The following is a 14,328-nucleotide window of genomic DNA, read 5'->3' as shown; positions in this document are numbered from 1 at the left end:
TGTAAGCCCCCTTATTGATTGCGACTAGTTTCGCCACTCGCTTTCGGTCCTAACAAAATGCGAATCGTTGACCCTTCCTTCACTTTGACGCCTGCTTTCGGTGCTTGGTCAATGACGACTTCGCCATCGCCACTAACATCTAATTTTAAGTTAAAAAGTTGCTCTTGCAAGTCTTTTTTTGTTAAACCTTCTAAATTCGGAACTTCGACCATTTTCGGATCATTCCATGCCCGCTCTTTCTCCAATTGTCCTTTGCGCGGTTTGATCCCGAGCGTACGCAAGCTGTCTTCCATAATTTTCCCGACAATTGGTGCAGCTACCACCCCGCCAAATTGCACCGTTCCTTTCGGATGGTCGACTGCTACATAAACCACTAATTTCGGATCATCGGCTGGGGCAAAACCAATAAATGACACAATATAGTTATCTTTTAAATAGCGACCCCCTTGTGCTTTTTGTGCCGTTCCAGTTTTTCCGCCGACACGGTACCCTTCCACAAATGCCCCTTTCCCTGTTCCTTGTGCCACAACGCTTTCTAATGCAAACCGAACTTGCTTGGACGTTTCCTCGGAAATAACACGTCGCTTCGCTTTCGGTGTATTACGGCTAATGACTTCCCCCGTTTCTGGGTCGACCCATTCTTTCGCAATATATGGGGTGTACAATACCCCACCGTTAATCGCTGCTGCTACGGCTGACACTTGCTGAATCGGTGTCACGGAAACTCCTTGGCCGAACGCAGTCGTTGCTAATTCCACAGGTCCAACCCGTTTTGTATCGAATAAAATCCCTGTTCCTTCCCCTTGCAAATCAATGCCCGTTTTCGCACCGAATCCGAACGATTTAATATAATGAAACAGCTTTTCTTTCCCTAACCGCTCTCCTAACTCAACAAACCCAGGGTTGCACGAGTTTTGGACGACTTCTAAAAATGTTTCGCTTCCGTGTCCACCTTTTTTCCAGCAACGTAACGTTACTCCTGCTACTTTCACATATCCTGGATCGTAAAAATGATCTTTTAGTAAATTGACTTTTTTCTCTTCGAGCGCTGCTGCTAACGTAATAATTTTAAACGTTGACCCTGGCTCATATGTGCTCCATACTGGCAAATTACGATTGTAAATTTCTGATGGGACGTTGCGATAATTTGCTGGGTCAAACGTTGGACGACTCGACATCGCTAATATTTCCCCTGTATTTGGATCCATAGCAATGGCAATCATTCCATCCGGATGATATGTTGCTTCGGCAATATCTAATTCCCGCTCGACAATCGTTTGAATACGTGAATCAATCGTTAGTTTTAAATTCAATCCATCTGTTGGTGGGGTGTAATGATCGGCAAGATTTGGCATTCGCTTTCCTTTTGCATCCGAATAAAACTCAACCGACCCTTTTTGTCCCTTCAACTCTTTATCATAATATAACTCTAACCCTGTTAATCCTTGATTATCAATCCCTGTAAATCCAAGTACATGCGATAAGTAGCTTCCGAATGGGTAATATCGTTTCGTATCTTCTGCAATATATACTCCTTTTAAATCAAGAGAACGAATTTCTTTTGCTTTCTCATTCGAGATTTTCCGTCCTTGTGGAATACGTACGATGAGCGTTTGCTTCGTAATGTATTTATATACTTCTTCCACCGACATGTTGAGTGCCTTTGCTAACTTTTTTGCTGTATCGGCCGGATTTTCAACTTGTCTAGGCATAACGTACACGGTCGGAGCGCTCATATTCGTCGCCAGCGGCACACCATTCCTATCTAAAATTTCTCCCCGTTTCGGCTCAAACGGAATGTTCCGACTCCACGAGTCTTTCGCCTTTTGAGCAAGCACATCCCCAAGAATTAGTTGCACATATCCTAACCGGATATCGATAATCGCAAAAATAAGCACCCCAATAAACAATACGATGGCAAGACGTTTGCGCACCGTTACGTTAGACACGCGCATATAAATGGAACCTCCCTCGTAAATAGGCTCGTTCCACTATATGCTTGTACTTGTTTTTATAGAACGCCCCCTGGTTTCCCACTTCAATCGACAGGGCTTTTCTCTTCTTTGTTCGTTTGCGATGTTTGTTCTTGAGTAATCTCCTCTTGCCATTTCGATGGTTCCGCTAGCTCTAGAATGACATAATCCCCTTCCCTCACACTGCTTCGCGGTCGAATGCTTTGTGCTACGACGTACCCGCTTCCTTTAATGCTAGGCTTCAGACCAAGCAATTCACATGCTTTTAACGCATCACGCAGCGACCAGCCTCGCAAATCTGGCATGCCCACTGTTCCATTTGTTTGTAAAAGAATTCGTTCGCCACCAATTACTTTCTCTCCTGCAACAGGGAGCTGCGCTTCTACCTTTGTACCATTACCAATGACAACAGGCAATAGCCCTCTTGCTTTCGCATCTTTCCCCGCCGCATCGACCGTTTGTCCAACATAGGTTGGCAATTCAATTCCTTTGTTATCAAGCGATTTCTCTTGTTTTTCAACGGAAGGACGAATGTTTAAATATTGTAAACTATTTTTCATCACCGTATTAAAAATGAGTGAAACAGGTGCTGACCCCGTTTCCGTCGGGGACAATTTCGGTTGCTGAACAGCAACGTACATTAATAGTTGCGGATTTTCTTTTGGCGCCATTCCTAAAAACGAAAAAATGTAGTTTTCATAACCAGTTAAATAACCGCCTTTCGGGGAAGGAATTTGCGCGGTCCCTGTCTTTCCGGCCACTCGGTATCCTTCAATTTGGTACGGACGCCCTGTCCCTTTCTCCGACGTTACAACCGTTTCTAGTATATCTAATACTTTTTGCGCTGTTTCTTTTGTAATCGGTTCACCTACGACTTCTGGGTGATGTTGCACAATTACTTTATTCGTATCGGGGTCGACAATGCGGTCGACAACATACGGCTTCATCATTTTCCCACCATTCGCTATCGCGGTTGCCGCTTGAATTTGCTGAATTGGCGTTACGGACGTTCCTTGTCCAAATGCCGTCGTTAATTTTTCAATCGGATAGCGATATAAAATATTACCAAGCGCTTCTCCAGGCAAATCAATTCCTGTTTTTACATTAAAGTGAAACCGGTATAAATATTGCAAAAAGCGGTCTTCGCCCAATTTTTCTTTCACTAACTTCGCAAAAGCTACGTTGGAGGAACGCTGCACCCCTTCGTTAAACGTAATCGTTCCCCACCCTACTTTGTTATGGTCGCGAATGACATTTGCCCCTACTCGATAGGAACCGGAACGATACAGTTCATTGCCATTATAAACTCCTTCGTTAATGGCTGCTGCGAGCGTAAACATTTTCATCGTCGAGCCTGGTTCGTAAGGGTATGAAATAGCGTCATTTAAATAGTTCGTAATGTTGCGCTTATTTGGGTCGAAGCTTGGCCTTGTCCCCATCGCTAAAATTTCGCCCGTTTTTGGGTTCGTAACAATGGCAATAATTTTTTTCGGCTTGTACTGTTTTTCCACTTGATTCATCGCATCTTCTAAAAACGTTTGAATTTTTTGGTCGATTGTTAAATACACTTCATCTCCATTATCTGGTGGAACGATTTTTTCTTTCGTATCTGGTAGCCGAAAACCATCTTTATCGCGTTCAAACACCACGTATCCATTCTTTTCTTGTAAATAACGATCCAAACTTTTCTCAATCCCCATCATGCCAATGGTCTTCGCTTTGTCGCTACTTACTTCTTGTTTTTGTGCATACCCAATGACATATGAAGCAAACGTACCGTTCGGATAAAATCGCTTCGTATCCCGAATAAATCCAATGCCTGGGAGTTTCAATGCTTCAATTTTTTGTTTCAATTCATAGCTAATACCACGTCCATTCAATCCAAATTCTACTTGCTTTGCTTTTTTTGTTAAAATTCGTTCCACTTCGTGAACATCCATATGTAAAAGTGGAGCAAGCTTTTCTGCTGTTTTCTCTGGATCGACGACGTGTTTCGGATCATTTGGATCGATCGTCATTTTTGGGTCAAGCACAGCCATTAACGTATAAGACGGGGTGTCTTCCGCTAACACTTCTCCACTGCGGTCGAAAATCGCTCCTCGCTTCGCGGCAAGCGTTTGTTTTTTTTCATATTGTCTTTCGGCTTCAATCGCCAACACTTTTCCGTCCGCCTTGCCAGTTGCTTGAATTTGCGCAAACCGAAACATTAACACAAAAAAGAGCAGACCAAATATCCAAAACAGAATGACTGCTCCTTTATGCGTATTTTTATGCTTTTTCTCATTCATCGCCCATCATTCCTGTACAACTTTTACGTTATTTTCGTTTAACGATAGTCCTAGTTCCTTCGCCTTTTCTAAAATGCGCTCATACGTGCTTAATTGCTGAACTTCGACGTATAACTCGTTGTTATGTTTTTTTTGTCCGTCAATCGCCCCTTCTAGTTGTTGAATATGTTTATTTACTTGATAAATGGAAACTTGGTTGGAAACGATTTGAACAGATGCGTACACAGCGAATAAAAAGAATGAAACGAAAAGAAGCTTCTCTGCTAACGTCAAACGAAATTTCCGTTTTCGTTTGATTTTCGGACGAACAGACGGCTGCTGGCGCTGTTTCTCTTGAATTTTAACTGCTGTATTGCTCACATATTTCCCTCCCTCTTCTACAATTTTTCCGCGATGCGCAATTTCGCAGAGCGAGCGCGATTGTTTGTCGCGAGTTCCTCTTCCGATGGAACGATTGGCTTTTTCGTAATAAGTTTTAACTTTGGCTTGTACTGCTCAGGAATCATTGGCAACCCCGGAGGTAGTTTTGGTCCTTCACTTGCTTCTTTAAAAGTCACTTTGCAAATGCGGTCTTCTAAAGAATGGAATGTAATAACGCTAATTCTTCCTCCCGGTGCTAATAAATCAATGGCTTGCTCAATCGCCTCTTGAAACGCCTGTAGTTCATCGTTCACCGCAATTCGAATCGCCTGAAAAATCCGTTTTGCTGGATGTCCACCGCTTCTTCGAGCTGGTGCTGGAATCGCTTCTTTAATCAATTCAACAAGTTCTCCCGTTGTTTCAATCGGTTGTTGTTTTCGTGCCGCTTCAATTTTTCGAGCTACTTGTTTTGAAAACTTTTCTTCCCCATAATGAAAGAAAATATGTACGAGCTTCTCATATGACCACGTATTGACAATATCGTATGCCGTTAACGGCTCGTCGCGATTCATCCGCATATCGAGCGGCGCATTGTGATGATAGCTGAAGCCTCGTTCTGGCGTATCTAATTGCGGCGAAGAAACACCGAGGTCAAACAAAATGCCGTCCACTTCATGAACGCCATATTCCGCTAGTTTTGCAGCTAAAAAACGAAAATTGCTTTTAATGAACGTCACTTGCTGCTCGTAGCGTGCTAGTTTTTGTTTCGCATGCTCAATCGCTACCTCATCTTGGTCAAAGGCAAATAATCGCCCTTTAGAAAGCTTTGAAAGCAAATATTCGCTATGCCCTCCGCCGCCAAGTGTACAATCGACGTAAACGCCGTCAGGCTTTATTTGCAATCCATCTACGGTTTCTTTTAATAAGACTGTCGTATGTTGAAACACCGTCTCACCACCTTTTTTCGTGTTGTCTGTCCTTCTATGTGTGCTGTTCATTTATTATACAACAAAATTAAACAAATTTTTAGGTGTTTTCTGTAAAAAATCGTCTTGTTCTGTTTTATTTTGTCGTTTTTCGTCTGATGATTCTATCCGTCAAAATGAACATTTATTTTACTTTTATTCCCATAGTTTTATTCTTTCTGTACTATTCTCGTTCCCCAAAAAAAATCCTGTATAATACAGGATTTTTCGTTCGACGTTTTCTGTTATACATATACAATTTTATGCAAATTGTTCCATTCGTAACGAAGCTGTGTGAGGCGAGGCAGAAAATCAAACCCGTATTTATTTATATAATAGAAAACGTTCCAAACCCGCTCTTGAGGCGCTTTATTCGGCCATAACGACGTTTCGATGCGGGCAAACTTTCTCCACTCTACGTCATATTTTCTCTCGATCGCCCGTTGCAACGTTTGGTGAAGGAAATCGATTTGTGCCTGAAGGAAAGCGGCATTTTTCGTCAAAACATTCGCTAACCCGCGATCGATTTCCATGCCGATTTCTCGCAACGGTCGATGAACTTCTTCCACTCTCGCTTTTGCAGCTAGAACCATTTCATCGAGCGGATAGTTGATTTGCCGGCTTCTCCATTCCGCTTTCGCCGCATCCACTTTTCCTTGTAATACTTGTTCTACCGTCAGTCCTAATTCTTGCAAATCCGTTTGAATCGAGCGCTCCACTAATGTGATAGTAAAGCGTGGAACGACTGGGGGCATCGTGTAGCCGAACAGCGGAAACGCTTCTTTCAGTTCAGCCCAATACGCAATCTCCCCAGGACCAGCAATAAACGCAAGCGTCGGAAATAAATATTCTTGCATTAACGGTCGCGTGACGACGTTGCTGCTTAATTTGTGTGGTTCTGTTTGCGCCAGCAATAATAGTTCTTCTTGTGAAAACTGAATGCCGCCTTTTTTGTTGTAGAACTTTCCTTCCTCATACTCTAGCAGCCACCGCTCTTTTCCATCATAGTAAAAAAGATTGGCACACAACGAGTTGATCCTAATCGCTTTTTGATACCCGAGTTCTGCTAGTCGCTCTTGCTGTAAAAGCACCGCGTTCGTCACATCTTGATGGCGTGTAATGAGCGAAGCAAAAAATTCGCTCTCTATCGTTCGCAATTCTCGATGAGCAGCATCCACCACTACTAACCCTTCTTTGGCAAACAACCGAAGCACAATCGCCGCAAAAAAATCGACAAACGTCGCTGCTTGCTCTAAGCAATCGTCGAAAAAGCGAAGCAGATCATTCGTCGTTTCTGTTTCCCCATATGTTTCTACGACTTCTCTTAACCACTTCTTACACAATGCTCGGTCGATGATACATTCTGAAGCCATGCGCTTCTCCCGAATGCCATGCGGGTACGTCCGTTTCTGAATCATTCCATTTTCCGCGATGTATACGTGGTCAATTTCCGCTATATCGTGGTCTTCTCCAGCAATCCAAAAGACTGGGATAACTGGTACACCAAGTTGCGCTTCTTGTTCTTTCGCAAGCTGAATAATCGATATGATTTTATAAATCGTATAGAGAGGACCAGTCAACAGCCCGGCTTGCTGCCCGCCGATGACGACTACGCTTTCCTGATTTGCTAGTTTTTGAATGTTTGCAAACGTTTTTTGGCTCGCTTGCAACGTTTTATGATACGTAAGCAAATGGTCGACGAGCAATTGTCGCGGGTATATTCGTTCGCGAATGTCACGCGCTCTTTGCGAAAACACATCGTTCGTTTTTAAGTTATATGAAAACCCTTTTTCGACTGAAAACGTCCCTGCCATATAGTCAGTGGCTAGCGGATTCGTTGCCCCTAAATCGATTTCACCTATCTCCATCTGAAAAAACTTCCTTTCTCGTTCATAATGGTCTTTCCTGATTATACCACGCTTCCATCGGAAAATGAAAAAATATGCGCTTACAGATTCGTCACTCGCATGAAAATCCCGTAACTAAGCAGTCCTACGTAAAGAAAGAAAAACAAAAGAAAACTAAATCGCCAAAATAAGCGAAAAATCGTTGGAATATGTATGTCCCCTTTTTTCTTCCAATATCCAATAACAAATACTAAGTGAAGCAAAAGCAAACTAATAAGCATGACTGAAAAATACGATTTTCCCCAAATCGCCACGATAAAAAAATGGACAGCTACAATAAAAAAGAATGTCGACACATTAATCGCCACATAAAACGATTTTTTCTTTTTCCTTGTCCATTTTCTTGCGATGAAATAGATAACCAAAAACGCCAATATTGGAAGTGTCACGAACGCTGCAGTTATATGTGCAACAATGTTACCCATGCTTCTCCATTCCTTTCACCGCATAAAATAAAAACTGGCAAAGCGAGGTTGCTACCCCTCTTTTTTTTCCTTCCTCAAGCACATAGCCTAAAATCGCTTCTATTTCCGTTTTTCGCCTATGCTTGATATCTGATAGCATCGACGAGCAATTAGCTGCTGTTTTCTCACAAATGGCTACAATGCGCTGCCATGCGCTTTCTCTGTTCGATAACGCTAGCGATTCGCAAACTTCGGCAAACAATTGTTTCATCATTTCCATATATTCTGGAACGCGAACCAGTTCACCATTTTGGATGCGCAAAATGGCCGTCAACGGATTAATAACCGCATTGACGACTAATTTGTTCGTTACCATCGTCCGCCAATCGTCTGTATATTCAATTGGGAAATGGGGAATTTTCCCATCTAATAACTTCTCGACTTGTCCGAGTCTTCCTTGAAACAAAGAAAGCGTCATTTTTCCCATCCCGGTATGTTCCACTGTACGATCATCATGTTTCAGCGCTCCGTGTTCAACGACTCCTAATACAATGTTTTGCTCTTTCCATTGGGACAATAGTCGAAGATGGCTCATTCCGTTTTGCAAAAATAGTAACGTTGTAGTAGAAGGCACGTTTTTCAGCTGCGAAAGTACAGCGGAAAGATCGTATTGTTTCACCGTAATAAATAATATGTCCTCCTGCGCTGCTTGTTCGCCAAACAACGCAGCACGAACGTGGATACGTTGTTCCGTCCCTTGTTTGCAAAAGCGCAATTGTTGCTCGTTTAACCGGTTGGCCTGTCCTTGCCGCCGCGTATAAACGGTCACTTCAAAATGCGGCGATAAATAAGCAGCGAGTAAAAGCCCAATCGCTCCACCGCCAATGATACCTATTCTCATCATCAACTTCCCCACTTTCTCCGAAACAGCCCTTGCGCCTATTTTACCAAATTTCTCATCTGTCCGTTAATAGAAAAAGCTGATCGAAATCGACCAGCTGGCTCGTTATTTTTCTAGTTTTTCAAGATTTCCGTTCCGATCCATTTGGAATTTCATTTTTTTCGCTTGTTCTTCCTCGAGAACAACCATTTTGCGCGCGCGTTCCATAATGCCAATAAGCGTTTGGTAATCTTCCTTCATCGTGTTCAACTCTTTTTGAAGATGCTCTTTTTCCATTTGTAGCTTTGTGACCATTTGTTGCAGTTGTTCCATATCCCGTTTTAGTGCCCGATTTTCATCCGCAACATGCTGGTAATGAGTAAACGATTGCTGAGATGATTGCAAAAAGGCAATGACGTCTTGCCACGTCACTTTTGCTTGTTCTCCTTCTCGCTCTTCTTTTTGCGGCGCTTTTTCATGTTTCCGTTTTTCTTTCCGCTGCTTTTTCGCCAATTCAATCGCTTCTTGATACTGTTTCCGTACATACGAATTCCAGCGAAAGCCACAAGCAGCTGCGGTGCGCGACAGACGTCTCCCTACTTCTTCAAACGCTTGCAGCTGCGTCCCACCTTCACGAATATGACGCAACACTACCTCCGCTAACAATAAATCTTCGTCTTGTGTCCATGCATCTTGGCGCACATTCGTCATTTCCCTTCCCCCCAGTCGCTTTTTTCACTATATGTATGCGACTAGTAGAAAAGATAGAAGAGGAAAGTCATTTTCGATTTAAAAAAGTTCGCACTGCTTCTTCATGTTCCTCCGACTCCCAAAGAACGGCACATTGCTCGATTTCCGCGAAAAATTTGGTGCGAAACTCGTCTGTCTTCCATTTTTTCACGGCATACTGTTTATATGAACGAAGTACAGGCACCGATTGAGCTAAATACGGAGAGAGCAGCTTACGACACTGTTCTTTTCTATTTTCTTCTGTAAGCAACGCATGAACCCATCCATACTCCACCATTTTTTCAATCGGCACCCGCTCGGCTCGCAATAAAAGGTCGAGTGCATACGCATATGGCAATTTTTCAAACAACATGCTTGCTCCGCCCCAGCCGGTTGTAATGCCTAACGTCCCTTGGATAAACCCCGCTTTAATGCCTTGTTTAGCATATCGAAAGTCGCAAGCAGTTGCCAGCTCGCAACCACCGCCGACCGCCATCCCATTTAATAAAGCAACCGTCGGCTTAGAAAGCGTTAACAACGAATATAAAATAGTGCCCATTTTCGACAACATGCGATACGCTTCTTCTTTCGTATGCAGATGGTGAAATTCGCTTAAATCGCCTCCCGAGCAAAACGCCTGATCGCCGGCTCCGGTAATGACAAGCACTTTCACTTTATCATTTTCTTCTACGAGCCGAATCGTATCTTGTAGCGCATCCATCACCTCATCATTAATCGCGTTTCGTTTTTCTGGTCGATTAATCGTAAACCAAACAATGCCATCATAATCTCGTTCCAATAACACTGAACTCATTTTCTAACCCTCCCTCCCTATATATGTTGGCTGTTCTTGTTCATTTTCCTTCTAACAAAAAGCGAGCGTAAGGAAGTTTCCTCACGCTCGCTTTTTCATTATTTGTTCACAACGTCTTTTCCTTTGTAAGTTCCGCAAGCTTTGCATACGCGGTGAGCTAATTTCATTTCACCGCAATTTGGGCATTCTACCATGCCAGGAACTTGCAATTTGAAGTGTGTGCGACGCATTCTTTTTTTCGTTTTTGATGTTCTTCTAAAAGGTACAGCCATTATTTCCACCTCCTTAACAGGATTTCACATCTTAGGAAAGCCGGAGCATCCGGTTTATTCCTCTTTTTGTTCAAAAAACTTCGCTAATCCAGCCAGACGAGGATCGATTTTTTCTTTCAGCTGCTCCTCCGTAATAACTTCCCAACCGACTCCTGCTTGTGGCGCACCGCCTTCAGCCGGTTGTTCCGCAAATACTTGCATCGGAATTTCTAGCAGCACAAGTTCTTTGACAATCGGCAATAAGTCAATCGAGTCTCCTTGCACAAGATGCGTATCTTCGTCTGGATCCACATCATAGTCGTTTAAAAAAAACGTCTCCGTCGTTTGAATCGTAAACGGATAAGAAACATCCACTAACGTCCGGGAACAAGGCAAGACCATCGTCCCTTCAATCGTTAAATGAAACGTGAATTTCGTCGCGCTAATATCTGCCCTTCCTTCAACATGGATAGGGGAAATATCGCGAATGAGTTTGTCGATTTGTTTTAAGTCAGACACATCGACAGTTTCTTCAATTGCCAGCCCCTTTGCCTGCAACTGATGAAGCTGATGAATCGACCATTTCATAAAAATCACCTCAAGGCAACAAAGAAAATTATACGGTGCGTTTTTTCGTTTGTCAATATTTTTTCTTTACAGTATAATGATGCTCAGCTTACATTCAATTTACCACGTTTCCAATAAAAATACAAAGCGGGGAGAAAACATGAAAGCGGTCGGAATTGTTGTAGAATACAACCCGTTTCATAACGGGCATTTATATCATTTAGAACAAACAAAGCAAAAAACAGGCGCTGATTGTGTTATCGCGGTGATGAGCGGCAACTTTTTACAGAGAGGAGAACCAGCCATCGTATCGAAATGGGCACGTACGGCGATGGCATTATCGGCAGGGGTAGATATCGTCATCGAGCTCCCTTACGTGTTTGCTGTGCAGTCCGCTGAACGATTTGCGAGCGGGGCGGTTACACTCCTTGACGCAATAAAATGTAGCGAGCTTTGCTTCGGAAGCGAGCACGGGGAAATCGCTCCATTTCTCCAAACCGTTTATGCGTTACAAAAGCGAAAAAATGAGTATGACACTTCCATTCGCCAAGCGATAAAAAAAGGACTAAGTTATCCACAAGCGTTAAGCGAAGCATGGAAACAGCTTCGTATCGACGGTATTGATTTAACAAAACCAAATAACATTCTTGGCTTTTCCTATGTGAAGGCGATCGTTGAACAACAGCGCGCAATCGTTCCACAAACGATTCCGCGCATCGCTTCAGGCTATCATGAAGAATCGTTTACCCATTCGTCGATCGCTAGTGCAACAAGCGTTCGAAAAGCGCTTAGCGGTTCATTAGAAAAACTTGAAACGATTGCGCCATACGTTCCCTCCTATACAAAAGAGGCGTTAGCTAATTACTGCTCCACCTATGGTACGTTCCATGAGTGGGAACGATATTTTTCGCTGCTCAAATACCGCCTGCTGACCGCTGAGCGAAGCGAATTAGAGCAAATCGCTTCCATCGAGGAAGGGATCGAATATCGCCTCATCGAAGCGATTGCAGAAGCGAACACGTTTTCCGAATTTCTTCATGCCGTCAAAACGAAACGATACACTTGGACAAGGCTACAACGGGCGTGCACTCATTTGTTAACGAATTTCCTAAAACAAGCAAATGGCATCGAGACGCCGACATACATTCGCCTGCTTGGCATGAATGAAAACGGCAAGCGTTATCTGAAAAAAGTGAAAAAAACGCTCTCCTTGCCGCTTGTCACCACCGTTTCTCAACTTCGCGATGATTATATATATGCACAAGAAAAAAAAGCGGTCGCCGCCTACACCGCCATTTTTCCGGAACCGCTTCGCACAAAAGCAATCAAAGAAGAGTACGCTACCCCACCACTTTATTGGCGAACCTGTTAGTGAAATCATGTATGCTATTAATGCAATGTATACAAATAACGAAGCGCCTCGTCGAACGTGTCGACCGGAACAATTTTCATCGTTGTTCCGATTTTTTTTGCCGTTTTTACCGCTTCACGATAATTAGAGTCTTTCGCTCCTTTTTCATTTGGGGCAAAGAAAACGTCTGCCCCTGCTTCAGCGGCAGCAACCACTTTCTGTGAAATTCCACCAATCGGACCAACTTCCCCGTTCATGTTAATCGTCCCAGTTCCAGCGATTTTATAGCCTTTTGTAATATCTTCTTCTACTAGCTGGTTATAAATTTCTAGTGAAAACATAAGCCCAGCAGACGGACCGCCAATTTTTTCGGAATCAATTTGTACTGGTGGATCTGTTTCGACGTCATAATCTGTCATCGGTGAAAGACCTAGGCCAACTTGCTTTGGAGCTTGCGGAAATGGTGCAAGCTCAAGCGTTGCCATCTGTTCTTTTCCGTCCCGTTTCCACGTTACGGTAACGCGATCTCCTTTTTTCTTTTGGCGAACGTATTCAATCAACTGCTCAGAAGTGCTCACTGGTTTTCCATCGATTCGAATAATTCGGTCTCCTACTTGCAATACACGTGCTGCCGGCATGCCTTTTACAACGCTCATCACATATACACCGCGTGGATGGTAAGTGACCTGTTTATGGGCGTGTTGGTACGCCACAATAATCGCTGCTTCTTTCGATTGTTCCATCAGTTGCAATTGCCGAATCGTATAGTCCTCGTCTGTCTCTCCTTCTTGCTTAATCGCCTGCAACGGATAAAGCTCGTAATACGGACGAATATGGGAAAGCACATAAGCTGCAATGTTTGCTCGACCCATTCTTACTGTTGTTAACATGAGGCTTCCTTTATCTTTATCCCCATTTTCGACATGAACAAGCGGTTCTAGCGCTTGTGCTGTTCCTGGCATCGTCACATAATACGGTAGCTGGATAAACACAACGAGCAAACTCGCCATAACTCCAAACAAAAACGTTATCACATACGCTCGTTTTTTCATGCATGCTGCTCCTTCCATTGTTGAATAACATGATGGATCACACTCATTTGTTTCCGCGCTTCTTCTTCCCCTATCTTAATAATTTCTTCCGTATGTGTAAATGCTCGTGAACTGTATTGTTCGACATGTGGGCGAATCATGACATCGGAAACGTATTCGCGATGGCGAACGAGCTCATCTTGTAAAATATCAATACTTTGTAAAATAATATCAAAAATAGAAACAATATTCCCGGCAGCTTTTACGTGCGACACATCGACCGCAATGACAAGATCCGCTCCCATTTCCCGCACGACCGAAACGGGAATGCGATCAATAACACCACCATCTATGAGCATTCGCCCGTTCACCACTTCTGGAACGAAAATCCCAGGGATAGAAATGCTTGCACGCACAGCTGTCGCCAAATCGCCATGACGAAAAACAACTTTTTCTCCTTTTTGAATATCGGTCGCTACAATCGCAACCGGGATGACTAGGTCTTCGATTTGTTTCCCTTTTGTGACAAGACGAATAAACTCTTTAATTTTGTTACCAGAAACAAATCCCATTTTTGGAATCGTTAAATCAATAAAATCATTTCGGCGAAACGCTTTTGCCAGTTTGTACAGCCGGTCTATACCTAATCCGCTTGCATAGAACGCTGCAACGAGCGCCCCCATGCTGCTTCCAGCAATATAATCAATCGGTATTCCTTCTTCTTCTAATATTTTAATCACTCCTAAATGAGCAAAACCTCTTGCTCCCCCAGAACCTAGTGCCAAACCAATTTTTGGTCTCACCGCTT

At 43.3% G+C, this 14,328-nt stretch carries 14 protein-coding genes; 1 reads left to right on the top strand and 13 read right to left on the bottom strand.

Annotated features, from left to right (window positions below; genetic code table 11):
- Nucleotides 1-11: 11 nt before the first annotated feature.
- From GFC30_RS06955 to GFC30_RS06905, 11 genes are all read right to left on the bottom strand, one after another.
- A complete protein-coding gene (locus tag GFC30_RS06955; protein ID WP_066323576.1) occupies nucleotides 12-1,955 on the bottom strand; it encodes a stage V sporulation protein D in 1,944 nt (647 codons plus the stop codon).
- A gap of 83 nt (nucleotides 1,956-2,038) precedes the next feature.
- Complete coding sequence (locus tag GFC30_RS06950) at nucleotides 2,039-4,261, bottom strand: penicillin-binding protein (RefSeq protein ID WP_066323574.1); 2,223 nt, start codon at nucleotides 4,259-4,261, stop codon at nucleotides 2,039-2,041.
- 6 nt (nucleotides 4,262-4,267) lie between these two features.
- Nucleotides 4,268-4,621 (bottom strand): cell division protein FtsL, encoded by a 354-nt coding sequence (ftsL, locus tag GFC30_RS06945; RefSeq protein ID WP_066323571.1) that lies wholly within the window; start codon nucleotides 4,619-4,621, stop codon nucleotides 4,268-4,270.
- Between the two features lie 17 nt (nucleotides 4,622-4,638).
- Nucleotides 4,639-5,568, bottom strand: coding sequence for a 16S rRNA (cytosine(1402)-N(4))-methyltransferase RsmH (gene rsmH, locus GFC30_RS06940; RefSeq protein WP_066323569.1), 930 nt, complete (start codon nucleotides 5,566-5,568; stop codon nucleotides 4,639-4,641).
- A 263-nt stretch (nucleotides 5,569-5,831) separates the two neighbouring features.
- Entirely contained in the window at nucleotides 5,832-7,454 is a 1,623-nt protein-coding gene (gene bshC, locus GFC30_RS06935; protein ID WP_066323566.1) for a bacillithiol biosynthesis cysteine-adding enzyme BshC, read from the bottom strand.
- An 80-nt stretch (nucleotides 7,455-7,534) separates the two neighbouring features.
- Nucleotides 7,535-7,918 (bottom strand): DUF3397 domain-containing protein, encoded by a 384-nt coding sequence (locus tag GFC30_RS06930; protein WP_066323564.1) that lies wholly within the window; start codon nucleotides 7,916-7,918, stop codon nucleotides 7,535-7,537.
- Nucleotides 7,911-8,801 (bottom strand): 2-dehydropantoate 2-reductase, encoded by an 891-nt coding sequence (locus GFC30_RS06925; RefSeq protein ID WP_338012312.1) that lies wholly within the window; start codon nucleotides 8,799-8,801, stop codon nucleotides 7,911-7,913. The genes GFC30_RS06930 and GFC30_RS06925 overlap by 8 nt, the downstream gene beginning before the upstream one ends.
- A 102-nt stretch (nucleotides 8,802-8,903) precedes the next feature.
- Nucleotides 8,904-9,488, bottom strand: a complete 585-nt coding sequence (locus GFC30_RS06920; RefSeq protein ID WP_066323563.1) for an RsfA family transcriptional regulator — start codon at nucleotides 9,486-9,488, stop codon at nucleotides 8,904-8,906.
- Between the two features lie 67 nt (nucleotides 9,489-9,555).
- Nucleotides 9,556-10,320, bottom strand: a complete 765-nt coding sequence (locus tag GFC30_RS06915) for an enoyl-CoA hydratase/isomerase family protein (RefSeq protein ID WP_066323557.1) — start codon at nucleotides 10,318-10,320, stop codon at nucleotides 9,556-9,558.
- Between the two features lie 98 nt (nucleotides 10,321-10,418).
- Complete coding sequence (gene rpmF / locus GFC30_RS06910; protein WP_066323554.1) at nucleotides 10,419-10,592, bottom strand: 50S ribosomal protein L32; 174 nt, start codon at nucleotides 10,590-10,592, stop codon at nucleotides 10,419-10,421.
- Nucleotides 10,593-10,646: 54 nt separating this feature from the next.
- Nucleotides 10,647-11,159, bottom strand: coding sequence for a YceD family protein (locus tag GFC30_RS06905; protein ID WP_066323552.1), 513 nt, complete (start codon nucleotides 11,157-11,159; stop codon nucleotides 10,647-10,649).
- Between the two features lie 139 nt (nucleotides 11,160-11,298).
- Here GFC30_RS06905 and GFC30_RS06900 point away from each other — a divergent pair, with 139 nt between their 5' ends.
- Nucleotides 11,299-12,510: a nucleotidyltransferase gene (locus GFC30_RS06900; RefSeq protein WP_066323550.1), complete on the top strand. Its 1,212-nt coding sequence runs from the start codon at nucleotides 11,299-11,301 to the stop codon at nucleotides 12,508-12,510.
- Between the two features lie 17 nt (nucleotides 12,511-12,527).
- Here GFC30_RS06900 and GFC30_RS06895 read toward each other — a convergent pair whose 3' ends face one another.
- The gene (locus tag GFC30_RS06895; protein ID WP_066323544.1) at nucleotides 12,528-13,541 is read right to left on the bottom strand and encodes a SepM family pheromone-processing serine protease; all 1,014 of its coding nucleotides are present in this window, start codon (nucleotides 13,539-13,541) and stop codon (nucleotides 12,528-12,530) included.
- Nucleotides 13,538-14,323 carry a patatin-like phospholipase family protein gene (locus GFC30_RS06890; RefSeq protein WP_066323541.1) on the bottom strand — a complete coding sequence of 262 codons (786 nt, stop codon included), beginning with the start codon at nucleotides 14,321-14,323 and terminating at the stop codon, nucleotides 13,538-13,540. Before GFC30_RS06890 ends, GFC30_RS06895 begins: the two co-directional genes overlap by 4 nt.
- Nucleotides 14,324-14,328 lie beyond the last annotated feature (5 nt).

This window comes from Anoxybacillus amylolyticus (assembly GCF_001634285.1).
Taxonomy (GTDB): Bacteria; Bacillota; Bacilli; order Bacillales; family Anoxybacillaceae; genus Anoxybacteroides; species Anoxybacteroides amylolyticum.
Note: the sequence above shows the minus strand (reverse complement) of the source record. Positions and strands in the feature narration are given on the sequence as shown.